This window comes from Sphingomonas sp. MMS24-J13, from assembly GCF_044905095.1.
GTDB lineage: Bacteria > Pseudomonadota > Alphaproteobacteria > Sphingomonadales > Sphingomonadaceae > Sphingomonas_I.
On record NZ_CP173258.1, the window covers coordinates 347,118 to 370,840 of the forward strand.

Here is a 23,723-nt window from a genome sequence, read left to right on the forward strand (position 1 = left end):
ATTACGCCGCCAGATCGTAGAGTTCTATCTCGCCCGACAGATACAGGTTGCGCGCCTTCGAACGGCTCAGCTTGCCCGAACTCGTGCGCGGCAAGGTGCGCGGCGGCACCAGTTCCACCACGCAATTCATGCCGGTGATCGCGCGAACCCGCTCGCGGATTTCGTCGCGCAGGCGCGAACGCTCGCGCGGGTCGGAGGTGCGGCATTGCACCAGCACGGCGGGCGTTTCCTCGCCGCCGGGGGTGGTGATCGCGAAGGCGGCGATGTCGCCCGCCTTGAAGCCCGGCAATTGCTCGACCGCCCACTCGATATCCTGTGGCCAGTGGTTCTTGCCGTTGATGATGATCATGTCCTTGGCGCGGCCGACGATGTAGAGATAGCCGCCGGACAGATAGCCCATGTCGCCGGTGTCGAGCCAGCCGTCGACCAGGCAGGCCTCGGTCGATTCGGTGTCGCGGAAATAGCCGGTCATCACCGACGGCCCGCTGCACCACACCTTGCCGATCGCGCGCTCGGGCAGGGCATTGCCGTCCTCGTCGCGGATCGCGAGTTCCATATCCTTCGCGGCGCGGCCGCAATTGACCACGGCACGATAGCGCTGCGGCCGCCCGACCGCGCCGCGCGTGCCGCCCGAAAGCTCGGTCTCCTCGACCAGTTCGACGACGATGCCCTCGCCCGGCGGCATGATCGTCACCGCCAGCGTCGCTTCGGCGAGGCCGTAGGAGGGCAGGAAGGCGCTCGCCTTGAAGCCCGCCTCGGCGAACGCATCGACGAACGACTGCATCACGTCGGGGCGGATCATGTCGGCGCCATTGCCGGCGACCCGCCAGCGCGAGAGATCGAACCGGTCGGACGCCTTGGTCTGGCTCGACATGCGGCGCGCGCAGATGTCGTAGCCGAAGGTCGGCGAATAAGAGAGCGTCGTCCCGGGATTGCGGCTGATCAGGTCGAGCCAGGCGAGCGGGCGCCGCGCGAAATCCTCGGTCTTCAGATAATCGGTCGAAAGCTGGTTGGCGACCATCGACAGCAGGCAGCCGACCAGGCCCATGTCGTGATACATGGGCAGCCACGATATGCCGCGATCGCCGTCCTGCATGTGCATGCCGATCGCGTGCGCGGCGAGGTTGGACAGCAAAGCCTTGTGCGTGATGACCACGCCGTGGGGAAAGCGCGTCGATCCGCTCGAATATTGCAGATAGGCGATGTCGTCGGGCGCAGCGGCCGGCAGCGTGGCGACGGGCGCGGGCGCTTGCGCGAACGCTTCATAGGAGATCGCCGGAACGACGCGGGCCTCGGCCGCGGCCTGCGCCATCGCGCTGAGCTCCTCCGGATAGAGCAGCAGGCTCGGGTCCGAGCTTCCGATCTGGACCATCAGCTGATCGATATAGGCTTCCTTGCCGCCGAACGAGGTCGGCAGGGGCAACGGCACCGGCCAGGCGCCGGCATAGACCGTGCCGAAGAAGGCGGCGGCGAAATCGGCGCTCGTCTCCGCCAGCAGCGCGATGCGATCGCCGGGACGCACGCCGCGCGCGATCAGCCGGTAGGCCACCGCCAGCGCATCCTTGCGCAGTTCGGAGAAAGGATAGGCCCGGACGAGCGTGCCGCGCGGATCGTGGAAGTTGAGACCGCGCACGCCCCGGGCCGCATAATCGAGCGCATCGCCCAGCGTCGGAAAATCCGCGAACCGGCGGGGAAGCGCATCGTCGGTCGGCGTGGGCGCCAGCTTGCTTTCCGCACCGCCAGTTTGCACTCTCCAGGAACTCCTTTTTCAGTCTCAAAAACGCGCAGGAAGCGCATCGAACGACCTAGCCGTATCGACGCGTTCAAAATTCGGCCCCACTGTGGCACAAACATGGCGCATGTCACGCCGCTTTTCCTCTGAAGGCCGTCGCGCGCCCGCGCCGATCGATGCCGCAAAGCTCGAAGCGCTCGCTCTGGCCTATGTCGGCCGCTATGCGACGACGCGCGCAAAGCTCGGCCAATATCTCGATCGCAAGCTCGCGCAGCGCGGCTGGGATGGCGAGGCCGCTGCCGATGTGGCGTCGATCGTCGATCGCTGCGCCAGGCTCGGTTATGTCGACGATGTCGCTTTTGCCGCCGCGCGCGGTGCGTCGCTCGCGCGGCGCGGCTATGGCGCACGCCGAGTCGCGCAGGCATTGCGCGCGGCCGGGATCGATGCCGACGATGCCGCGCCGGTGGAACGGGCAGCGCGCGACGATGCGCTTCGGGCTGCGATCGCTTATGCGAAACGCCGCCGCATCGGGCCTTTCTCGAACAATTCGAATGACGATGCCAGGACTCGGCAGCGCGGCTTTGCAGCTTTGTTACGGGCAGGTCACGATCCAGAAATAGCGCGACATGTCGCCTATGCCAGTGAAGTGGACATTCTTGAGGCGGAGTGAACGGCCTCGTTTTTTTCCTTTATGTTCCCGACGAAGATGGTAATTCGTCAACTAAGTGATGGGAGTGTGACGTGAGGGTGGGAAGTCCTGAGCCGGCGATGTTCGCCGCGACGGATATTTTCGACGCGGCCGGCGATGTGTCTGGTGGCGCCGGCGATGCCGCGTCCGTCATCGTCGCGCATGGCACCGTCAAATGGTTCGACGCGACGCGTGGCTTCGGCTTCGTGATCGCCGACGGCGATGTCGGCGACATATTGGTGCATTTCTCGGTGCTGCGCGAACATGGCCGCCGCACGCTGCCGGAAGGTGCGCGCGTCGTCTGCGAAGCGGTACGGCGCGAGCGCGGGCTGCAGGCGCGCAGCGTGCTCCAGATCGATCTCACCACCGCCACCGGCCCAGATGCCGATCTGATCGCCAAGCGTGCCGCCGATCGCGTGGATCCGCTGCAACTCTCGGAAAATGCCGGCGAGTTCGAGCCGGTTCGCGTCAAATGGTTCAACCAGCTCAAGGGGTATGGCTTCGTCGTCCGCCCCGATGGCGTGGGTGGCGACATCTTCATCCATATGGAAACGGTGCGTCGCGCCGGTTTGACCGGGCTCGATCCCGATCAGCCGTTGCAGGCGCGCATCGCCGATGGGCGCAAGGGGCCGCTCGCGGTCTTGATCGAACCGAACGCGTGATCCGTTCGATCCGGGCGGCGCTGCTTGCGCTCGCCCTCGTCACCGGGACGGTTGTTGCGCCCGTCGCTGCCCGGGCCGGCGAGCCCACCGCTGCACAGCATCTGAAGGCGATCCCGCTCACCATCCACACTGCGCATGGTGCGCAGAAATATATGGTCGAGGTGGCCACCACGCCGAGCCAGCAGGAAATCGGGCTGATGTTCCGCCATTCGATGCCGGCGAAGCATGGCATGATCTTCCCGATGGATCCGCCGCGCATGGCGACCTTCTGGATGAAGAACACCTTCATCTCGCTCGATCTGTTGTTCCTCCGTCCCGACGGCACGATCTCGTCGATCGCCGCGCGCGTGCCGCCGCGCTCGCTCGATATCGTCCCTTCGACCGAGCCGGTCGGCGCGGTGCTGGAACTCAACGCCGGCACCGCCGCGCGCGACGGGCTGAAGCCCGGCGACAAAGTAAGCTGGTAGTTTGGCGCATGTGAGGTTGCGCGTGGCCGAGATAAACGGCTAAGCGCGTCGCATGGGCACGCTGAAAAACATCTTCACGTGGTGGGAAGGCGCGACGTTCGGCACGTGGCTCTTCAGCCGCCGGAATGGCAGCAAGGTCGGCACCGACGCCGCCGGCAACACCTACTTCGAATCCAAGAAGCCGATCGACGGGCGCGTGCATCGCTGGGTCATGTACAATGGCTCGAACGATGCGAGCCGGATCGAGCCGGAATGGCATGGCTGGCTGCACAACACGACCGACATCGTACCGGCCGATCTGCCGCCGGCGCGGCCGTGGCAGAAGGAGCCGTTGCCCAATCTCACCGGCACGCCCGCAGCCTTTCGTCCCGCCGGCGCGTTGGAGCGCGGCGGCAACCGTGCCGCGGCGACCGGCGACTATGAGGCGTGGAGTCCGAACTAGGTGATCAAGGGTCTCTTTCGCGAAAATATCGGCGAGGCGCTGGTCGGCCTCCTCGTGGTCCTGCTGGCGGTGTGGTTCGTCATGTTCGCCTGGGATCGCACCGGCGGTGGCACCAAAGCGGGCGCGACCCGCGTCACCGCGATTTTCCCCAGCGCCAGCGGCGTCAGCCCCGGCACCGATGTCCGCGTCTCGGGGCTCAAGGTCGGCAGCGTCAAGGGCCTCAGCCTCGATCCGCAAAGCTATCAGGTGAAGGTCGACATCGCGCTCGATCCGAGCGTGAAGCTCCCGTCCGACTCGAGTGCGCAGGTCACGTCCGAGGGCCTGCTCGGCTCGACCTTCGTCGCCTTCACCCCCGGCGGTTCGCCGACGCCGCTCAAGACCGGCGACACGATCACCGATACCCAGGGTTCGATGGACCTGATGGCGCTGATCGGCCAGTTCATCAACAAGCCGTCAACCCAGGCGCCCGCCGGCGGCAGCACGACGCCCGCGCCCGCCAAGCCATGAGCCCGCGCCGCGCGGCCGGCGTCGGCCTCGCGCTTGCCGGCTTCGCCGCGATCGCCTGGACGGCCGGATCGGCGATCCAGGAGGCGACGCCTGACCCGAGCGCCGCGTTGTCGCCCGATCCTGCGCAGGAAAACGGCACGTCGACCGTCCCCGAGCCCAAGGCGAGCGCGAAGGCGCCGCCCCCGCCGCCCCTGGTGACGGCCGAGACGCCGATGGCCGAACGCGTTGCGGTGCTGGGCGTGCTCAACAAGCGCAACGGCATCGCGCGCGACGTCAGCCTGCATCCGGGCGAGTCGGTCCGCGTCGGCGATCTGATCGTGCGCCTGCGCGCCTGCGACAGCACGGCCGATTGGGAGGCCGAGCAGCTTACCGGCGCGTTCGTCCAGGCCGACAAGCGCGGCACCGATGGCGGCTGGAAGCGGATCTTCTCGGGCTGGCTCTACAAGGAGACGCCGTCTCTGAACGTCGTCGAGGATCCGCTCTACGACGTCTGGCCCAAGAGCTGCACGATGCGCCATCCCGATATCGGGCCCGATACGGTGCAGGCCGGGTCCGCGCCCAAGCGATCGATCGCGAAGAAATCGGCCGACACGCCGATCCCCGCCACCGGGCCCGAACCGAGCCCGAGTGCCGCGTCCAACAGTACCACATAGGCGTCGCGCGCAACCTCGATCGTGCCCAGCGAGGCAAGGTGATCGGTCAGGAACTGGCAATCGAGCAACTGGAAGCCGCCGACCTTCAGGCGCGCGACCAGATGCGCCAGCGCCACCTTCGATGCGTCGGTGGCGCGGCTGAACATGCTCTCGCCGAAGAAGGCCGCGCCCAGCCGCACGCCATAAAGCCCGCCGACGAGCTTGCCATCCAGCCAGCTTTCGACCGAATGGGCGTAACCCCGCCGGTGCAGCTCGGCATAGGCCGCCTCGATATCGGGGTTGATCCAGGTATCCGGGCGCAGCGCGGTCGGCTCCGCGCAGAGCGAAACGACCTGCGCGAACGCCGTGTCGACAGTAACGGTGAAGCGATCGCTGCGGATCGTCTTGGCGAGCGAGCGCGAGAGGTGGAAGCGATCGAGCGGTAGCACGCCGCGTTTCTTGGGCTCGACCCAGAAGACGTCCGCGGCGTCGCGCGTGCTCGCCATCGGGAAAACGCCGACCGAGTAAGCGCGCAGCAGGAGATCGGGGTCGAGTGCGGACACGGTGGCGAAGGGTATACGCGACGAAGCGGGAAGGGAACCTCCCCGTGCCACCCCGTCATGCTGAACTTGTTTCAGCATCCACCGGCCCGCACGCGCCGCCCAACGGGACGAACCCAACGGGCTAACGGGCTGGCTAGCGCCGGGGGCGCCGCTCTCTCCTCATGGACACGGTTTGCCGTCCGGTGGATGCTGAAACGAGTTCAGCATGACAAAGAAGGAGAAGAAGGAACGGCTCCTGCCCTTAATCGACCATCACTTCCAGCAGCCGCGGCCCCTTTGCCGCGAACAGCGCCTCCAGCGCTGAATCCAGCGCCCCGGTCGTCTCGACCCGCTCGCCCGGCATCCCCAGGCTTTGCGCCACCCCCACGAAATCGATGTCGGGCAGCTTCGTCCCCACCGTCTCCTGCAGGCCGAACGAGCGGCCGAAGTTGATCAGCGCCTCGTAGCGCGAATTGTTGACGATGATGACCGCGAGGTCGACATCGAGCTGGGCAGCCGACCACAAGGCCTGGATCGCATACATCGCCGATCCGTCGCCGATCAGCGCGATCGTCTTCACCCCCGGCGTACCGAGCGCGACCCCGACCGAGGCGGGAAGGCCGTGGCCGAGGCCGCCGCTGGCGCAGGTGTAGAATTCGTCAGGGCGGGTGGTCGGCAGATATTTCTGCATCGGCCCGCGCGAAGAGGGCGCTTCCTCGACCAGCTTGCTGTCGGCCGGGCGCAGCGCGGCGATGCGCTGCATCAGATAGCCATCGGTCAGCGGGCCATCGGCCGGCAACGGCTCGGCGCGGGGCAGGGGAGCGAGCACGGCGCGGGGGCGCGGGCTCGGGCCGGCGAGGAGATGCTCGATCGAGGCCTTGAGCGTACCGACGATCGCGGTGCCGGTCGGCGCCCAAGCGGCCTGATCGGGATCGTCGACGATCTGCCACGCCTTCGCCCCCTCGGGCAGATGCGGGCCGAAGCCCTCGGCATGGTAGGTGAAGAGTGGCGCGCCGAGCAGAAGGATCAGATCGTGCCCGCCGAGCATCTTGACGATCGGCTCGCGGAAGGCGGGCAGGTGACCGGCGAAGAGGCGGTGATCCTCGGGAAAGCTGTTGCGCGGGGAATGCGGCGAGACGAATACGCGCGCCTCGTGGCGTTCGGCCAGCGCGATCACCGCATCCCAGCCCTGATCGAGCGCCACGCCGGCACCCACCACGAAGGCCGGTCTGTCGGCCTGCGCCAGCGCCAAAGCCGCTTCGTCGAGCAGGGCCGGATCGCCCGGCCGGGCATGGCCGAGCCGGCGGATCTCGACCGGATCGCACAGCCGATCCCAGTCATCGACCGGGATCGAGACGAAGGTCGGCCCGCACGGCGGCTGCAGCGCGATATGGATCGCGCGCGCGATCGCGGCCGGCACGTCCTCGGCGCGCGCGGGCTCGATCGCCCATTTGACGTAGGGCTTGGGGAACAGCGTCGCGTCCTGCGCGAACAGGAAAGGGTCGTAGGGCAGGATCGACCGCGCCTGCTGCCCCGCCGTCACCACCAAAGGCGTGCGATTCTTCCACGCGGTGAAGATGTTGCCGAGCGCATGACCGACGCCTGCCGCCGAGTGGAGATTGACGAGGGTCGGCTTGCGCGTCGCCTGCGCGAAGCCATCGGCCATGCCGATCACGACGCATTCCTGCAGACCCAATATGTAACGGAAATCGGACGGAAAATCGCGGAACATCGGCAATTCGGTCGAGCCCGGATTCCCGAAAACCGTGGTCATGCCATGCGCACGCAGCAATTCCAGCGTCGCATCGCGGACCGTCATGCGTCCGTCACTTGCCATCCGTCATTCTCCTGGTTGCGGCGCGATTACACAGGCGCAAATGCTTCGTCATCCGGCTTTCGCGCCCACAGCACCCTTGCCGCTCCTTCTATACTTATCTTGATAAGTAAATGGGTTTGAAGCTTCTGCGGCAGGCGTCATCCCCGCGGAGGCGGGGATCCATAAACTCGGAACCCTTGAGAATATGGATCCCCGCCTTCGCGGGGATGACGGGGTGCTCGACCCGAAGTCACATCGCGAGAGTGTGCAGCGAACGTCCCCGCGTCATTGCTTCGTTTACCTGCCCATGCCACTTGTCGCCCTATGGCAGATACGATGCGATTGATCGAAACTACGGAGGCCGACGAAGAGGTCGATATCGGCGCGATCAACGATCTGGTCGGCTTCCACATCCGGCTCGCCTACGGTGTGGTCTACCGCCACTTCATGGAGACGTTCGCGCATCTCGATCTGACGCAGAAGCAGGTTTCGGTGATGTGGCTGGTGTCGGATCATCCGGGCATCGGCCAGAGCGATCTCGCGCGGCGGCTGCAGATGGATCGCGCGACCGTCATGGCGATCGTCAACCGGCTGCAGGCGCGCGACTATCTCGCGCGCAGCGCGCATGGCGGGGATGCCCGCCGCCGTGCCTTGATGCTCACCCCCACGGGCGCGGTTGCGCTCGAGGAAGCCCGCGCCGCCGTGCTCGATCACGAACGCTGGCTCACCTCGCGCTTTTCGCAGCGCGAGGTGAAGCAACTGATCGGCTTGCTAGCCCGCATTCACGGGTGAGGTTTCCGTCTGGACGCGCGGCAGCGTCCACAGCATCACTGCGGCCGACAGGGTGCCGAGCGCCATGATCGCCGCGACCGTGCTCGGCACCAGGCCGGCCTGGAGCAAGGCACCGCCGAGGATCGGCCCGAGCACGCCGCCGCCACGGCCGAAGCCGATGGCGAAGCCCGTGCCGGTTGCGCGCAAGGTCGCCGGATAGGCCATCGCCATCACCGCATAGAGGCCGACAATGCCGGCATTGATGAAGAAATCGGCGAAGAAGCCCGCCATCTTCATCGTCATCAGATCATGCGGTGCGAAGCCGAACCACACCATCGCGACCGCGCCGGCCACCATGACGAACAGGAGCAGCGGCTTCACGCCGGTGCGCGCGCTGACCAACCCGAAGATCGCGCCGCCGATCGCGCCGCCGAGATTGGCCCAGACCGAAGCCGAGCTGCCGTCGGACGGCGAGAAGCCCGCATCCTTGATGAGCGCGGGGATCCAGCCGATCAGGTAGTAGAAGGTCGTGACGTGCAGGAAATAGCTCGCAGCGATCGTCAGCGTCCGACGGCGGACATTGGGGGCGAACAAGGCGGCCGTCGGCACACCCGGCGATTTTTCGCGCGGCGGCAGCAACGTGCTTTCGGGATGCCCCATGCGGCGCAGGATCGCATTGATGCGGGGGAGGACGTCGCCCTTGCCGCGCATCGTCAGGAAGTCGATCAATTCGGGCACGAACAGCAATACCGGGATGATCATCACCGCGGTGACGATCGCGCCGAACACGAACACCGATGGCCAGGTATGCGTCTTGAGCAGCATCGCCGCGACCGATCCGCCGACCACGCCGCCGATCGGATAGCCGATCGCCATCACCGAAACCGCGAAGGTGCGGCGGCGATCGTTGGCGTATTCGGCTGCGATCGCGTTGATCGCGGCAAGCAGCACGCCGATGCCGAGCCCGGTGATGAAGCGCCACAGGCACAGGATCAGGACGTCGCCCGCCGTCGCCGACAAGGCCATCGCGACCGCCATGACGACCAGGCTGGCGAGCGTCGAAAGACGCCGGCCGACGATATCGGCCAGCGGCGCCAGCACGAGCGAACCGACCGCCATGCCGGCCAGCCCGGTCGAGATGACCACACCCAAAGCCGCTTTCTGCACGCCCCATTGCGCGGCGATGCCGGGCGAGGCGAAGGTGATCGCCAGCACGTCGAAGCCATCGAGCGCGTTCAGCAGCACGCAGATGAAGACCGCCGTCCATTGCAGCGGGGTCATGCGACCTTCGCCGATAATCCGTCTCGGATCCATTAAACTCCCTCCCGGTGCGCCCTGCTCGGGCCGCCAAAGCGTTTGCCCAGCGCTTGAAGCGCGCCGTTAGAGCGGAACAGATGGGTTTCGACAAGCATGTGCGAGAGGAAAGGGCTGTTCAGGCGGTGGCGGATTGCGCGATCCCCTTGCCGCACACACCCGTCACCCTGAACTCGTTTCAGGGTCCACCGCGAGTGCCGCACCGTCCGTGCGGATGCCTGGTGGATGCTGAAACGAGTTCAGCATGACGAAAAAGTGCAGCCTAGGGCAGATCCATATACTCGGCGGCGTCGCCGATCGGCATGCCGGGCGGCACTTTCAGCTTCGTCTTCGGCGCGTCGATCAAGGCATCGATCGCGCTCTTGTCCTTGAGCGTCCGCGCCAGGCTGCGTGCCCATTGCCCGTCAGGCCGTTTGTTCGCCGCCAGCGACGCCGCAAGTGCCTGCAGATGCTCGTCCAGCGCGGCCTGGACTGCGGGCATCCCCGCCGCATCGCGCCGCGCGCGCGCCATCGTCAGCGCGGTGCGCCATGCGATGCGCTGGCCGACCGGCCCCTGCGCGTCGGCGATCGTTGCGCGCTCCAGCCGTCCCAGCATCGTGTCGAGGCTCATCGCCCCATCGCGATGCTGCTCCGCCACCCGCGCGAGCCGCGCCGGGGCAAGCAGGGCATCGAGCGTGATCGAGGCGGAAACATCCGCCGCGACCAGCGGATCGAACAGGGGGCCGCCGCTCGTGGCGAACACCTCATTGGCATATTGCCGGTCGTAACTGCCCTGCTGACCGGCGGAAAGCAGCGGCACCAACGCCGCCGACACCGTCAGCACTTTCGCATCGAGCGTTGCCAGCAACGCATCGAGCGCGGCGCTCTGGGCATCGGCCGGCACCGGCGGCGACGCCTCATGGCCGTCGCCCAGCACCGAATAATGATAGTCGACCCCGCCGACCAGTTTGGCCGCCGCCTCGACCTGATAGCGCTGCATCAGCCAGATCGGCACGAGCTTGCGCCTGAGGTTTGCGATCGGCTCGCCCGGCGTCAGCACATTGGTGCCGAAATGGGCGAGCGCGGCGGCGCGCACGCTCATCAACCGGTTGAGCTCCGCCACCGGATCGGCGCCATCGTCCCACAGGCTGCCCCACGGCTGCCCGACATCGAGCCCGCGCGAATCCTCGTCGCTGACGAAGCGCATGCCCGACGCCACCATCGCGTCGGCCTTCGCCTTGGCGGCTGCGTCCGAATCGCCACCATAAAGCCAGTCGACCACGAACCGGTCCCACGCCCCGCCGCCGACCGCATAAGCGTCCGACAGATCGGGCGTGCCGTCCTTCAGCCCGATCCGCGGTGGCGGATAATCCATCACCGTGTCGCGCCCCTGCGTCGAGCCCGCGAAATTATGGACGAAGCCGAGCGCATGGCCCACCTCGTGCGCGCCCAGCTGGCGGATGCGCGCGAGCGCCACGCGGACCGGATCGTTGGGGCCGCCGCTGTTGAGCTGGCTCGTGCCGACCAGCCCCTCGTAGATGATGATATCCTGCCGCACGCGCAGCGCGCCGAGCAGGACCGATCCCTTGACGATCTCGCCGGTGCGCGGATCGGCGATCACCTGTCCGAACGACCAGCCGCGCGTCGCGCGATCGACCCAGTTCACGACATTGTAGCGCACGTCCATCGGATCGACGCCGGGCGGCAGCATCTTGACCTGAAAGGCATCGATCAGCCCCGCCGCCTCGAATGACTGCTTCCACCACGATACGCCTTCGAACAAAGCTTGGCGGATCGGCTCCGGCGCTGCGGTATCGATATAGAAGGTGATCGGCTTCTTGACGGTCGACCGCGCGGCGGCGGGATCGGTCTTCTCCAGCCGGAAGCGATTGGCGAGATCGTAGACCAGATCGCCGCCGAGCGGCACCGCGAAGTCCACCGCCTGCGAGGCGAAGCCGCCCGCGCGCGGATCGAACCGGCGCGGCTTGTAGCCGGCGTCGGGCAGGCGGACGAGGCTGTGATGGACGGTAAAGCTCACGGCCCGCGCGTCGGGCGCGACATTCTCCATATCCTGGCCGGGCGTGTCGGAGGCGTAGGTCTGGAGCGCCTCCAGCTCGATATTGTCCGGGAATATCTTCGTCGCGGCCGGATCGGCGACGCTCATCGCCTCGACCAGATGATAGCCCTTGGCGCCCGCCTGCTGAAGGCCGGCGGCGATCCCCATCGTGTCGCGGGCGAGGAAAGGCGCGATGTCGATCACCAGCCGGCCGTCAGGCAGGGTCGCGGCGATCGATCCCATCCAGGCGGTGGTGACGATGAAGCTGTCGCGGGCCGCCGCCTGCTCGGGCGCGCTGGCGCCGGTCGCGCGGAAGCGGGGATTTTCATATTGGATTGCGATCCTGCCGCCGATCTGGCGGAAGGCGAGCAAACGCGTCTCGCCATTCTGCGCCTTGTCGAAACCGAGCTCGGCCGATCCGACGCCGGTGCGCAACGTCGTCGCATAGAGGAAGCGCCCCGCTACGCCGTCGGCGCCGGGGGCGGGCAGGGTGATCAGGATGCGCCCGCCCGCCTTGTCGATGTGGACCGGCAGCAGCCCGTCGCTCGCGACCGTACCGGCAAAGGGATCGGCAGGTGCCGCCGCCTGAAGGGGTGCGGCCAGTGCCAAAGCGGCCACGCAGGCAAGCAAACTCATCCGACGCGTCATGCAAATCCCCAAATCTCTTCCTGGCCTGCTTGTCGTAACGCTGGGCGCAATGCGCGCAACCCTCGCTCGCGCCGGCATGAACAGCCTGCTATCGGCGCCTGCAAATTCACGGTTGGAGGCGAAGCGCATGAAGGCGATCAAGGTCGGCGGCGGACTGGACAAGCTCGAACTGGTGGACATCGCCGATCCCGGCCAGCCGGGGCCCGGCGAGATCAGGGTGAAGCTCCAGGCCAGCTCGCTCAACTACCATGATTATGGCGTCGTTTCGCGCGGGATGGACGCGCATATGGGGCGTGTGCCCATGTCCGACGGCGCGGGCGTGGTCGAGGCGGTCGGCGCGGGGGTGACCGAGTTCGAGGTCGGCGACCATGTCGTCTCGACCTTCTTCCCCAACTGGATCGACGGGCGCGCCTGGGCGGGCGATTTCTCGACCACCCCGGGTGACGGCATCGACGGTTTTGCCTGCGAATATGCGGTCCGTTCGGCCAACGCCTTCACGCTCGCCCCGGCGGGCTGGAGCCATGCCGAGGCGGCGACCCTCACCACGGCCGGCCTGACCGCATGGCGCGCGCTGGTGGTCGATGCGAAGATCAAGGCGGGCGACAGCGTGCTCGTGCTCGGCACCGGCGGGGTCTCGATCTTCGCGTTGCTGCTCGCCAAGGCGATGGGCGCGACCGTGATCGCGACCTCCTCGTCCGACGAGAAGCTGGCGAAGCTCGAAGAGCTCGGCGCCGACGAAACGCTCAACTACAAGACCACGCCCGAATGGGGTGTGCCGGTGCGCAAGCTGACCGGCGGGCGCGGCGCCGACATCATCGTCGAGGTCGGCGGCGCCGGCACCGTGCCGCAATCGATCATGGCCGTCGCGCAGGGCGGGCATATCGCGCTGATCGGCGTGCTGACCGGCCCCGCCGGCCCGGTCCCGACCGCCTTCCTGATGGCGCGCCAGGCGACGCTCAAGGGGCTGATCGTCGGCAGCCGCGTGATGCAGCAGGAGATGGTGCGCGCGCTGGAAGCAACCGGGGTCCGCCCGGTGATCGACAAGAGCTTCCCGCTCGAGCAGATCGCCGACGCCTTCCGCCACGAGGAGTCGGGCGCGCATTTCGGGAAGATCGTGCTGGAGTGGTGAGACCGCGTGTCACCCTGCTGCTCGCCCGCGCCGACAACAATGTGATCGGCAACGGTGGCGAGATCCCCTGGCACATTCCGGGCGAGCAGAAGCATTTCAAGGAACTCACCATGGGCAAGCCGATGGTGATGGGCCGGCGGACCTTCGATAGCCTGCCGGGGCTGCTGCCCGGGCGGCGCCATATCGTGCTGACGCGCGATGCGGCGTGGCAGGCCGAGGGCGCCGAGGTGGCCGGGAGCGTCGAGGCGGCGATCGCGCTGGCGGGGGATGCCGAAGAGCTGGCGGTGATCGGCGGCGCGGAGATCTATGCCCTGTTCCTGCCGGTGGCCGATCGGATCGAGCTGACCGAGGTCCATCTGGCGCCCGAGGGCGACACGATCGTGCCGGATTTCGGGGCGGACTGGCGCGAGGTGGCCCGCGAGGATCGCGGCACGCATAGCTACGTGACGCTGGAGCGCGCCTAAAATCCTCCCGGAACGGGGAGGGACCATCGCGCAGCGATGGTGGAGGGGCCCCACCTCGCGTCCAGCGCTGGTTTCGAGGTGGGGCCCCTCCACCACGCCGCTTCGCGTCGCGGTCCCTCTCCCCGTGCCGGGGAGGATTTGCAACACCTCACTCTCCCCCTATAGCCGCCCCGCCATGACGCTTCTCACAAGCGACGCACCCTTTCCCGCGCATCTGCGCGGCGGGGTGATCGCGCTGGGCAATTTCGACGGCTTCCATCGCGGCCACCAGGCGGTGGTGGCGCGCGCGGTCGCGCGGGCCCGCGCCGAGGGCCGTCCGGCGATCGTCGCGACCTTCGATCCGCACCCGGCGGCCTATTTCAAACCCGATTCCGCGCCCTTTCGCCTGACCACGATCCAACAGCGCGCGCGCTTGTTCGCGGAGGCCGGTGCGGATGCGACGCTCGTCCTGCGCTTCGACGCGCGCATGGCCGCGCTTTCGCCCGAGGCGTTCGTGGTCGACGAACTGGCGAGACTCTACGGCGCCGCCGGCGTCGTGACCGGCGAGGACTTCACCTTCGGCCGCGCCCGCGCCGGCACGCCCTCGACCCTCGCGCAACTCGGTCAGGCGCACGGCATCGGCATCGAGACGGTCGCGCCGGTGACGGACGCGGCCGGCCCGATCTCGTCGAGCCGCATCCGCGAGGCGCTGATCGCGGGTGATTGCGACACCGCCACGCGCCTGCTCACCCGTCCGTTCGCGATCGCCGGCACGGTGATCCACGGCGACAAGCTCGGCCGCACGATCGGCTACCCGACCGCTAATATCGATCTCGGCGATTATCTGCGTCCGCGCTACGGCATCTATGCGGTGCGCGGGCTCCTCGACGACGGGCGCGTCGTGGACGGTGCCGCCAATCTCGGCATCCGCCCAAGCTTCGATCCGCCCAAGGAACTGCTCGAGCCCTATTTCTTCGATTTTGCGGGCGATCTGTATGGCCGCACGATCGAGGTGGCGCTGATCGCCTTCCTGCGCCCCGAGGCGAAATTCGACAGCCTCGACGCGCTCACCGCGCAGATGGAGCGCGATTGCGCAAACGCGCAGGACATCCTCTCCCCGTCATCCTGAACTTGTTTCAGGATCCACCGGGCGGCCCGCTCTGTCCAACGGGGGAAATCCGAACGTAACAACCGCCAGATCGAGCCAGCCGGGATTATCCTGCTCGATCAGATTGAGCTTCCATTCGCGCCTCCACCCTTTCAGCTGTTTCTCACGCGCGATTGCCGAGGCCATATCCTCAAAGATCTCGAATTGAACGAGCTTCCTCACGCCATATTGACTGGTGAAGCCCTTGATCTCACCTGAGCGATGCTGGTGCATCCGGGCGACGAGGTTCGAGCTCACGCCGATATAGAGTGTGCCGTTGCGGTCGCTCGCCAGGATGTAGACGCAGGGTTGGCGCTCTTGCATCGCAGACAGGGTCTGCCGCCCGGTGGATCCTGAAACAAGTTCAGGATGACGGGTGGGGATGCGTGGCGGCGCGAAATCCTCAACCCCATTTGGTCTCCACGAAAACCTCCGCTAAAGGCCGCGCCGACTATGGCCGATACTCCCGACACCCCGCCGCGCGACTGGCGCGATACCGTCTTCCTGCCGAAGACCGACTTTCCGATGAAGGCCGGCCTTGCCGCCAAGGAGCCGGCGATCCTCGCCAAGTGGCAGGCCGACGATCTGTATGGTCGCCTGCGCGCCACCCGCGCGGGCCGCAAGCGCTTCATCCTCCATGATGGCCCGCCCTACGCCAATGGCGATATCCATATGGGCCATGCGATGAACAAGGTGCTCAAGGACATCGTCGTCCGCACCCAGTCGCTGCTCGGCAAGGACGCGCCCTACGTCCCCGGCTGGGACTGCCACGGCCTGCCGATCGAGTGGAAGGTCGAGGAGGCCTATCGCGCCAAGAAGCAGAACAAGGATGAGGTCCCGGTCGCGCAGTTCCGCGCCGAATGCCGGGCTTATGCTGCCAAGTGGGTGGGCGTGCAGCGCGGGCAGTTCGAGCGGCTGGGCGTGATGGGCGAGTGGGACAATCCCTATCTCACCATGAACTACGCGTCCGAGGCGGTGATCGCGGGCGAATTGCTCAAGTTCGCCGAGACCGGCCAGCTCTATCGCGGCGCCAAGCCGGTGATGTGGTCCCCGGTCGAGAAGACCGCCTTGGCCGAGGCCGAGGTGGAATATGAGGACATCACCTCGACCCAGATCGATGTCGCGTTCGAGATCGTCGAGAGCGCGGTGCCCGAACTGGTCGGCGCCTATGCGGTGATCTGGACGACCACGCCGTGGACGATCCCGGTCAATCAGGCTTTGGCTTATGGGCCGGAGGTTGAGTATGAGTTGGTTGAATTTTGGGCATCTCATCACGCCTCGGCGAAGCCCGAATTTATCGACGATCCCGAATTCTCGTTTCTGGGCAATGCGACTGGACGAAAGAAATTTCTGATTGCGTCCGCACTTAAGCGTCAAGCTTCAGAGCGGATCACAAAGCGGCTCGAACTCAAATATCCTGGTGCGGGTATTTCAGTTCAAGCTCAAGCCGCGACGTTTGGCCCCTACGAAGGCATAGGCTCCGATCTCGCCGGCACGATCTGCCGCCACCCGATGCACGAACTCGGCGGTTTCTTCGCGCGGCCGCGGCCGATGCTGCCCGGCGATTTCGTCACCACCGACGCGGGTACTGGCCTTGTCCATATGGCGCCAGATCACGGCGAGGACGATTTCCTGCTGTGCAAGGCGCACGGCATCGATCCGGTGTTCGCGGTCGAGGGCGACGGCAAATATCGCGCCGACTGGGCGTGGCTGGGCGGGCAGGGGAGCGTCATCAACCCCAAGTTCAACGCGCCCGACGGCCCGATCTGCACCGATCTGCGCGACAAGGGTGCTCTGCTCGCGGCGAGCGCGGACTTCCAGCACTCCTATCCGCATAGCTGGCGCTCGAAGGCCAAGGTGATCTTCCGTGCGACCCCGCAATGGTTCATCGCCATGGACAAGCCGCTCGCGGCCGAGATCGACGCCGCCGAACCGCCGGTCTTCACCGACGCCGACGCCGTTACGCTCGGCCACGGCCAGGGCAATGGTGCGACCTTGCGCGAGCTCGCGCTCGACGCGATTGCGCGCACGCGCTTCGTGCCCGAGAAGGGCCGCAACCGCATCGGCGCGATGGTCGAGGGACGCCCGGATTGGGTGATCTCGCGCCAGCGCGCCTGGGGCGTGCCGATCGCGGTCTATGTCGACAAGGTCACCGGCGATTATCTGCGCGATCCGGCGGTGAACGCCCGCATCGTCGCTGCGTTCGAGCAGGGCGGGGCGGACGCGTGGTTCGGCGCCGATCATCAGGCCTTGCTCGGCGACGCCTACCACGCCGACGACTATGAGCCGCAGAAGGACATTCTCGACGTCTGGTTCGATTCGGGCTCGACCCACGCCTTCACGATCGAGGCGCGCTATGGCGAGGGCGTTCGCGCCGATCTCTATCTCGAAGGGTCGGACCAGCATCGCGGCTGGTTCCAGTCCTCCTTGCTCGAAAGCTGCGGTACGCGCGGCCGGGCGCCCTATGACGCCGTCCTGACCCACGGCTTCGCGCTCGATGGGCAGGGGCGCAAGATGTCGAAGAGCGTCGGCAATGTTGTCGATCCGCTCAAGATCATCGGCGAGAGCGGGGCGGACATCCTACGCCTGTGGGTCGCCTCGACCGACTATTTCGAGGATGTCCGCATCGGCAAGGAGATCCTCGCCGGCACGTCCGACGCCTATCGCAAGCTGCGCAACAGCTTCCGTTACCTGCTCGGCGCGCTCGATGGATTCGATGAGAGCGAGCGGGTCGCGGTGGCGGACATGCCCGATCTGGAGCGCTACATCCTCCATCTCCTCACCGGGCTGGATGCGGAATTGAAGGCGGCGCTCGAGGCGTTCGAATTCAACCGCTATGCGCGCGCGCTCACCGATTTCTGCAACAACGAGCTGTCGGCCTTCTTCTTCGATATCCGCAAGGACAGCCTCTATTGCGATGCGCCCGGCGATACGAAGCGCCGCGCCTATCGCACCACGCTCGACATCCTGTTCCACGCGCTGGTGCGCTGGGCCGCGCCGATCCTGTGCTTCACCGCCGAGGAGGTCTGGGGCACGCGCTATCCGGAGGCCGGTTCGGTCCACCTGCTCGAATGGCCCGAGGTCGACGCCGCCTGGGCCGATCCGGCGCTGGCCGAGCAATGGACCAAGCTGCGCACCTTGCGCCTGATCGTCAGCGGCGAGATCGAGCCCAAGCGCCGCGCGAAGGAGATCGGATCGAGCCTCGAGGCCAAGGTCGCGATCGGCCTGCCCGATCTGAACGACCGCCCCAACGTGACCGCGGCCGAACTGGCCGAACTGCTGATCGTGTCGGAGGCCGCGTTCGACCATGTCGCGCACGGCCCGGTCGCGGTGGTTCATCGGACCGACTATCTCAAATGCGGCCGCTGCTGGCGCCATCTGCCCGAGGTGGAGAGCGACGGCGATCTGTGCGCGCGGTGCGAGGATGTGGTGGGTGAATAGCCTTCCCGTCGCCCCTGCGCAGGCAGGGGCCCATGTCTCTCGCGTCTTGGCGCATCTCTCGTCGGCAGAGAGATGGGCCCCTGCCTGCGCAGGGGCGGCGAGGCCATGAAGCCCCGCGCCCTCGGCTACACGATCGCTGTGATCGTGCTCCTGCTCGACCAGGTGAGCAAATATTGGGCGGTGCACAGCCTTGCGCTGCCGTTCAATGACGGGGTCGAGATTTTGCCGATCTTCCGCCTGATCTGGGTCGAGAATCGCGGCGTCTCGATGGGCTTCCTCACCTCCTACACCGATATGGGTCGCTGGCTGCTGACGCTCGCCACCGGCGCCATTGCGGTCGGCGTCGCGATCTGGCTGTGGCGCGAGAAGAAGGCGCCCGACGCGATCGCGCTCGGGCTCGTCATGGGTGGTGCTGTCGGAAATATCGTCGATCGGGTGCGGCTCGGCTATGTGCAGGACTTCCTGAACCTTCACTTCGGCGCATGGTCGCCCTTTTATGTCTTCAATATCGCCGACGCAGGGATTAGCATCGGCGTAGCCCTGCTCGTTCTGCGCGCGCTGGTGATGCGTGACGCCACCCCTTCGGAGAGTAACAATGATCAAGCGTAATCTGGCTGCGGGGTTGCCGCTGGCGATGCTCGCGCTCGCTGGCTGCAACGGCACGCCCAAGGGGGTGTTCGCCGCGGGCAAGAGCGCGCCCAACGAATTCGCGGTCGGCCGCGCCGCGCCGCTGGTGGTGCCGCCCGATTTCGCGCTGGTGCCGCCGCGTCCGGGCCAGCCGCGCCCGCAGGAGGCCGATAGCTCGACCCAGGCGCTGAGCGCTCTGTTCGGCGGGCCGCGTCCGGCGAGCTCGGGCGAGACGGCACTCGTCGCGCAGGCGGGCAATCCGGCGACCCCGGGCGTGCGCTCCGAGGCGGGCGATCCGGGCACGACCGTGGTCAACAAGGGCCAGGCGACGCGCGATATCGTCAATGCGCCGGTCAAGGCCGATCCGCAGGCGAACGCAACCACGCCGGGCGCGACGCCTGCGACAACGACGACCCCACCGCAATAAGGCTGCGAGGAAGTCTAAACGGACCCGTTCGTCCCGAGCGAAGTCGAGGGACGTGCGCGCTAACGTGTCTCGACTTCGCTCGACACGATCGGAGTAGGGTTTAGGTTCAAAACTCTAGGAGGAGAGGGCGCCATGGCGGTTCGCGACGCAGGGATCGATCCGGTCGAACTCGTGATCCTGCCGCCTTCGCGCGATCTGGGCGACGGCTTCACCGTCCGGCGCGCGCTGCCGCAGCCGCAGCGGCGCATCGTCGGCCCGTTCGTCTTCTTCGATCAGTTCGGGCCGCTCGTCTTCCAGGGCGAGCAGGCGCTCGACGTGCGCCCGCACCCGCATATCGGGCTGGCGACGATCTCCTATCTGTTCGAGGGCGAGATCCTGCACCGCGACAGCCTCGGTTCGGTCGAGGCGATCCGGCCGGGCGAGGTCAACTGGATGACCGCCGGGCGTGGCATCGTCCATTCCGAACGCTCGCCCGAAACGGCACGCCACGGCGGCGCGGCGCTGTCGGGGCTGCAATTGTGGGTGGCGCTGCCCGCCGCGCACGAGGAAACCGCGCCGACATTCGTGCATCATGGCGCCGACGCGTTGCCCTCGGCCGAGGCGGAGGGCGTCACCGTCCGCGTGATGGTCGGCGCAATGGAGGGGATGGAGTCCCCGGTCGCGACGCTGTCGCCGATGATCTATGCCGAGATCGTGTTGGCGGCCGGCGCGCGCTATCGCCTGCCGGCCGAGCAGATCGAGCGCGCTTTCTACCTGATCGATGGTGCGGTGACGGTGGACGGTGCGTCGTTCGGCCCATCCGAACTGGTGATCCTGAAGCCCCATGCCGAGATCGTATTGGTGGCGGATGCCCCGACCCGGCTGGTGATGGTCGGCGGCGAACCCTTTCCCGAACCGCGCATGATCTACTGGAACTTCGTGTCGAGCCGGGAGGAGCGGATCGAGCAGGCGAAGGCGGACTGGAAAGAGGGCCGGTTCGATGCCGTGCCCGACGAGCATGAGTTCATCCCGCTGCCCCCGGATCCGGCGCCGCCGGTGCGGTATCCCTGATCATTGCCGTCATCCCCGCGAAGGCGGGGATCCATATCCTCTGAAGTGCGGAGTTTATGGATTCCCGCCTTCGCGGGAATGACGGGATAAAGCAGCCCTTAAGCCCGGCCCGTCGATCGTCCCATCCGCCAGCTTTGCCAGCAGCAGAGCCGACAATTGCGCCCGCTGGCCGAAGCTCTCCGGCCAGGCGAATTCGCGCTCCGAATGGATATCGCCCCCGCGCACGCCGAGCGTATCCACCCCCGGCAGCCCCGCCGCGAACAGGTTGTTCCCCTCGCACACCCCACCCGACGGCCCCCAGCCGATCGTCTGGCCGAGCAACGCGCCGGCCGCGCGGACATGCTCGAACAAGGCCTGTTGCGCGGGCACGAACGGCTTGGGCTTGCGGGTGATGCCGCCATGGAGTTCGGCAGCGATGCCGTCGTCGATGCCTTCGTGCATCGCCTCGTCGATCCCGGCCATCAGCCAGGCTTCGTCCTCGATCCGCGGCAGGCGGGCGTTGAAGCGCAGCACGGCGATGTCGGGCACCATGTTGAGCGGCGCCCCGCCGTCGATCCGCGCGACATTGACGGTCAGCCCGTCGCGTTGGCCGTTGAGCGCGCCGAGCGCCTGCGCGATCCGCGCGGCGGCGAGGATCGCGTTGCGCCCGCTCGCGAAATCGCGCCCGGCATGCGCCGCGCGGCCGGTGATGCGGATATGGAAATTGCCCGATCCCTTGCGCCCCGATGCGAGCGTGCCGTCGGCAAGCGCGGGCTCGTAGGTCATGCCGATATGCGCCAACGCGCCGAGCTCGGCGAGCAAGGGCGCCGAGGCGAGCGATCCGGTTTCCTCGTCGGGCGAGAGCAGGACGGTGTAGCCTAGGTTCGCGGCGGCCGGATGGCGTTCGAACGCGGCCAGCGCCGCGAGCATCACGCTGATCCCGCCCTTCATGTCGGCGATGCCGGGGCCGTGGAGCGCGCCGTCGGCGCGGGTGACGACGGTGCGGAACCGCGTCTCGGCCGGGTAGACCGTGTCGTAATGGCCGGTCAGTGCGATCCGGACCGGCGCGTCGGGACGGACGCGCAGGCGCAGCGCCGGGGCGTTGGCGACGGTGCGGATCGTGCCGTCGGTGGCGACTTCGGTGGTGTCGGGCAGGGGGATTCGTTCGACCGCGCCGGGCAGGTCGCCGAGTGCGGCTTCGATCGGCGCGGCCATCTCCTCGAGCCCGGCGAGGTTTCGGCTGCCGCTGTTGATCGCACACCAATCGATCGCGCGGGCGATCATCGCGTGGCCGTCGAGCGCTTCGATGATGACGCGGTCGGCGTCGCGGAGGATCATGACCTTGTCTCTCCGTTCGTCCCGAGCGAAGTCGAGGGACGTTCCGCTCTCACGTGTCTCGACTTCGCTCGACACGAACGGCTGGCTGCGCCCTATTGCAGCGTCGCGCCATCATCGTCGCTGCGGCTGAAGAAGCGCATGAACTGGATCAGCAGATCCGCCCGATCGGGCACGTCGGGCGCCTCCAGCAAAGCCTGTTTGGCGGCGATATCGAACGGCGCGATCTGGGCGATGCCGTTGACCAACGCCTCGTCGTCGAGCCGCTCGACGCCGTCCCAATCGACGACATAGCCATGCGCATCGGCGAAGGCGCGCGCCTCGCGCTCCAGTTCGGCGCGCAGGATGCTCGGCAGCACCGGCTGGTCCTCCTCATCGCCATCGGCGAAATCGTCGAAGCCCGCCTCGATCTGGCGGAACGGCGTGGTCGCGTCGAGCTCGCGCAGCAGGCGGAAGCGCGACAGCCCTTCGAGCACGAGGTTGAAGCACCCGTCCTCCAGCGCCTCGACATGCGCGATCCGGCCGACGCAGCCGATGTCGAACAGTTCGGGATTCTTCTCGCTTTGCCCGGGCCGGGGCTGGATCATCGCGATGCGCCGATCGCGCGCGAGCGAATCGCGCACCAGAGCGCGATAACGCGGCTCGAAGATGTGGAGCGGCAGCGTGCCGCGCGGGAACAGCAGGGCGCCGCCCAGCGGGAAGATCGACAGCCGGGCGCCGGTCTTCAGGATCATCCGAACAGCACCGCCGACAGCCGCCGCCGCTGCGCCGCCACCCACGGATCCTCGAGCCCGGTCGCCTCGAACAGGGTCAGCAGCCGCTTGCGCGCGGCATTCTCGTTCCAGTCGCGATCGCGCGCGATCGAATCGAGCAGCACATCCGCCGCGCCGTCGCGATCGCCGGTGGCCATCAGGCCACCTGCCAGCTCGTAACGGGCTTCCTGATCGTCGGGATCGGCCGCGACGTTCGCCCTGAGCCCGGCGAGATCGTCGACCGGCGCCGATTCGGCCGCCAGCGCCAGCGCCGCTCTGGCGCGTGCGATCGCGGGATCCTTGGCCTTGTCCGCCGGCACCGCATCGAGCGCGGCCTGCGCCTCGTCGGTGCGCCCGGCGAGGATCAAGGCACGCGCCAGCCCTGCGATCACCGCCGGATCCTCGGGCGCCATCTCGGCGATCTGCGAGAAGATCGAGATGGCGCGCTCGGCATCGCCTTCGTCCAATATCTCTTCGCCCATCGCGATCAGCGGCGCGATGTCCGGCGCCTGCGCGGCATCGTCGGCCTCGATCGGCAGCTGGCGCAGGATCTGGTCGATCATCTGGGTCAGCTGGCTTTCGGTGCGCGCCTGCGTCAGATCGGCGACGAGCTGCCCCTGGAAGACGGCGTAGACGGTCGGGATCGATCGCACGCGGAATTGCGCCGCGACGAGCTTGTTCTCGTCGACATTGACCTTGGCGAGCAGCACGCCCTTGCCGGCATAGGCCGCCGCGACCTTCTCCAGCACGGGCGAGAGCTGCTTGCACGGCCCGCACCATTCCGCCCAGAAATCGAGGATCACGAGCGACGTCATCGACGGATCGATGACGTCGCGCTTGAAGGCCTCGATCGCCTCGCGTTCCGCGGCACTCATCCCCAACGTCGCCAAGTTCGTCTCCTGAAACTGTCCTGCGCGCCTATGTGGTCCGTTTCGTGCGCGGAGCAAGCCCTTTGGCAGAAACATGGAAATGGGGGGTTGCCGGGTCCGGAAACCGGCGCTATTGGCGCCCCTCACCTCCGGGGGCCAGTCTCCCGAACACGCCGAGCGGGCGTAGCTCAGGGGTAGAGCACGACCTTGCCAAGGTCGGGGTCGAGGGTTCGAATCCCTTCGCCCGCTCCAGCGTTTCAGCAGATTT

Annotated in this window: 22 protein-coding genes, 1 tRNA gene and 1 pseudogene; 15 read left to right on the forward strand and 9 right to left on the reverse strand. The window is 67.1% G+C overall.

Annotation, left to right across the window (positions count from 1 at the left end):
* Position 1 precedes the first annotated feature (1 nt).
* Positions 2-1,750, reverse strand: coding sequence for a fatty acyl-AMP ligase (locus tag AB4Z44_RS01580; protein WP_404712339.1), 1,749 nt, complete (start codon positions 1,748-1,750; stop codon positions 2-4).
* Positions 1,751-1,859: 109 nt separating this feature from the next.
* On the opposite strand from AB4Z44_RS01580, the gene AB4Z44_RS01585 reads away from it, so the two are divergent.
* From AB4Z44_RS01585 to AB4Z44_RS01610, 6 genes and pseudogenes are all read left to right on the forward strand, one after another.
* Positions 1,860-2,402, forward strand: coding sequence for a RecX family transcriptional regulator (locus AB4Z44_RS01585; RefSeq protein WP_404712340.1), 543 nt, complete (start codon positions 1,860-1,862; stop codon positions 2,400-2,402).
* Between the two features lie 98 nt (positions 2,403-2,500).
* Positions 2,501-3,082, forward strand: a complete 582-nt coding sequence (locus AB4Z44_RS01590; protein ID WP_404712341.1) for a cold-shock protein — start codon at positions 2,501-2,503, stop codon at positions 3,080-3,082.
* Positions 3,079-3,549 (forward strand): DUF192 domain-containing protein, encoded by a 471-nt coding sequence (locus AB4Z44_RS01595; RefSeq protein ID WP_404712342.1) that lies wholly within the window; start codon positions 3,079-3,081, stop codon positions 3,547-3,549. Before AB4Z44_RS01590 ends, AB4Z44_RS01595 begins: the two co-directional genes overlap by 4 nt.
* Positions 3,550-3,601: 52 nt before the next feature.
* Entirely contained in the window at positions 3,602-3,991 is a 390-nt protein-coding gene (locus AB4Z44_RS01600; protein ID WP_404712343.1) for an NADH:ubiquinone oxidoreductase subunit NDUFA12, read from the forward strand.
* 3 nt (positions 3,992-3,994) lie between these two features.
* Positions 3,995-4,498 (forward strand): outer membrane lipid asymmetry maintenance protein MlaD, encoded by a 504-nt coding sequence (locus AB4Z44_RS01605; protein WP_404714323.1) that lies wholly within the window; start codon positions 3,995-3,997, stop codon positions 4,496-4,498.
* 212 nt (positions 4,499-4,710) lie between these two features.
* Positions 4,711-4,944, forward strand: a pseudogene (locus AB4Z44_RS01610) (DUF2155 domain-containing protein); the annotation flags it as partial.
* A gap of 35 nt (positions 4,945-4,979) precedes the next feature.
* Here the strand turns inward: AB4Z44_RS01610 and aat are convergent.
* The gene (gene aat, locus AB4Z44_RS01615) at positions 4,980-5,693 is read right to left on the reverse strand and encodes a leucyl/phenylalanyl-tRNA--protein transferase (protein ID WP_404714324.1); all 714 of its coding nucleotides are present in this window, start codon (positions 5,691-5,693) and stop codon (positions 4,980-4,982) included.
* 241 nt (positions 5,694-5,934) lie between these two features.
* On the reverse strand, positions 5,935-7,509 hold the full coding sequence (gene mdlC / locus AB4Z44_RS01620) for a benzoylformate decarboxylase (RefSeq protein WP_404712344.1): 1,575 nt from the start codon (positions 7,507-7,509) through the stop codon (positions 5,935-5,937).
* Between the two features lie 321 nt (positions 7,510-7,830).
* On the opposite strand from mdlC, the gene AB4Z44_RS01625 reads away from it, so the two are divergent.
* Positions 7,831-8,280: a MarR family winged helix-turn-helix transcriptional regulator gene (locus tag AB4Z44_RS01625; protein ID WP_404712345.1), complete on the forward strand. Its 450-nt coding sequence runs from the start codon at positions 7,831-7,833 to the stop codon at positions 8,278-8,280.
* Here AB4Z44_RS01625 and AB4Z44_RS01630 read toward each other — a convergent pair.
* Positions 8,260-9,540, reverse strand: a complete 1,281-nt coding sequence (locus AB4Z44_RS01630; RefSeq protein ID WP_404712346.1) for an MFS transporter — start codon at positions 9,538-9,540, stop codon at positions 8,260-8,262. The genes AB4Z44_RS01625 and AB4Z44_RS01630 overlap by 21 nt on opposite strands.
* A 295-nt stretch (positions 9,541-9,835) precedes the next feature.
* Complete coding sequence (locus AB4Z44_RS01635; RefSeq protein ID WP_404712347.1) at positions 9,836-12,256, reverse strand: zinc-dependent metalloprotease; 2,421 nt, start codon at positions 12,254-12,256, stop codon at positions 9,836-9,838.
* 127 nt (positions 12,257-12,383) lie between these two features.
* On the opposite strand from AB4Z44_RS01635, the gene AB4Z44_RS01640 reads away from it, so the two are divergent.
* The 3 genes from AB4Z44_RS01640 to AB4Z44_RS01650 all read left to right on the forward strand — a co-directional run bounded on the left by AB4Z44_RS01640 (position 12,384) and on the right by AB4Z44_RS01650 (position 14,957).
* A complete protein-coding gene (locus AB4Z44_RS01640) occupies positions 12,384-13,385 on the forward strand; it encodes an NAD(P)-dependent alcohol dehydrogenase (RefSeq protein WP_404712348.1) in 1,002 nt (333 codons plus the stop codon).
* Entirely contained in the window at positions 13,379-13,849 is a 471-nt protein-coding gene (locus tag AB4Z44_RS01645; RefSeq protein WP_404712349.1) for a dihydrofolate reductase, read from the forward strand. The genes AB4Z44_RS01640 and AB4Z44_RS01645 overlap by 7 nt, the downstream gene beginning before the upstream one ends.
* Positions 13,850-14,024: 175 nt before the next feature.
* Positions 14,025-14,957 carry a bifunctional riboflavin kinase/FAD synthetase gene (locus AB4Z44_RS01650; RefSeq protein WP_404712350.1) on the forward strand — a complete coding sequence of 311 codons (933 nt, stop codon included), beginning with the start codon at positions 14,025-14,027 and terminating at the stop codon, positions 14,955-14,957.
* Here the strand turns inward: AB4Z44_RS01650 and AB4Z44_RS01655 are convergent.
* Complete coding sequence (locus tag AB4Z44_RS01655; RefSeq protein ID WP_404712351.1) at positions 14,949-15,299, reverse strand: GIY-YIG nuclease family protein; 351 nt, start codon at positions 15,297-15,299, stop codon at positions 14,949-14,951. The genes AB4Z44_RS01650 and AB4Z44_RS01655 overlap by 9 nt on opposite strands.
* 129 nt (positions 15,300-15,428) lie before the next feature.
* Between AB4Z44_RS01655 and ileS the strand changes: the two genes are divergently transcribed.
* From ileS to AB4Z44_RS01675, 4 genes are all read left to right on the forward strand, one after another.
* Positions 15,429-18,416 carry an isoleucine--tRNA ligase gene (gene ileS, locus AB4Z44_RS01660; protein WP_404712352.1) on the forward strand — a complete coding sequence of 996 codons (2,988 nt, stop codon included), beginning with the start codon at positions 15,429-15,431 and terminating at the stop codon, positions 18,414-18,416.
* Positions 18,417-18,521: 105 nt separating this feature from the next.
* Complete coding sequence (gene lspA / locus AB4Z44_RS01665; protein WP_404712353.1) at positions 18,522-19,025, forward strand: signal peptidase II; 504 nt, start codon at positions 18,522-18,524, stop codon at positions 19,023-19,025.
* Positions 19,012-19,470, forward strand: a complete 459-nt coding sequence (locus AB4Z44_RS01670; protein ID WP_404712354.1) for a DUF3035 domain-containing protein — start codon at positions 19,012-19,014, stop codon at positions 19,468-19,470. The genes lspA and AB4Z44_RS01670 overlap by 14 nt, the downstream gene beginning before the upstream one ends.
* A 132-nt stretch (positions 19,471-19,602) precedes the next feature.
* Complete coding sequence (locus AB4Z44_RS01675) at positions 19,603-20,520, forward strand: pirin family protein (protein WP_404712355.1); 918 nt, start codon at positions 19,603-19,605, stop codon at positions 20,518-20,520.
* A 54-nt stretch (positions 20,521-20,574) separates the two neighbouring features.
* On the opposite strand, the gene AB4Z44_RS01680 is transcribed toward AB4Z44_RS01675, so the two are convergent.
* From AB4Z44_RS01680 to AB4Z44_RS01690, 3 genes are all read right to left on the reverse strand, one after another.
* Positions 20,575-21,837, reverse strand: coding sequence for a hydrolase (locus tag AB4Z44_RS01680; protein ID WP_404712356.1), 1,263 nt, complete (start codon positions 21,835-21,837; stop codon positions 20,575-20,577).
* A 92-nt stretch (positions 21,838-21,929) separates the two neighbouring features.
* Positions 21,930-22,568: an LON peptidase substrate-binding domain-containing protein gene (locus tag AB4Z44_RS01685; protein ID WP_404712357.1), complete on the reverse strand. Its 639-nt coding sequence runs from the start codon at positions 22,566-22,568 to the stop codon at positions 21,930-21,932.
* Positions 22,565-23,476 carry a tetratricopeptide repeat protein gene (locus AB4Z44_RS01690; RefSeq protein WP_404712358.1) on the reverse strand — a complete coding sequence of 304 codons (912 nt, stop codon included), beginning with the start codon at positions 23,474-23,476 and terminating at the stop codon, positions 22,565-22,567. Before AB4Z44_RS01690 ends, AB4Z44_RS01685 begins: the two co-directional genes overlap by 4 nt.
* 156 nt (positions 23,477-23,632) lie before the next feature.
* On the opposite strand from AB4Z44_RS01690, the gene AB4Z44_RS01695 reads away from it, so the two are divergent.
* Positions 23,633-23,707 (forward strand) — tRNA-Gly (locus AB4Z44_RS01695).
* The last annotated feature ends 16 nt before the right edge of the window (positions 23,708-23,723 follow it).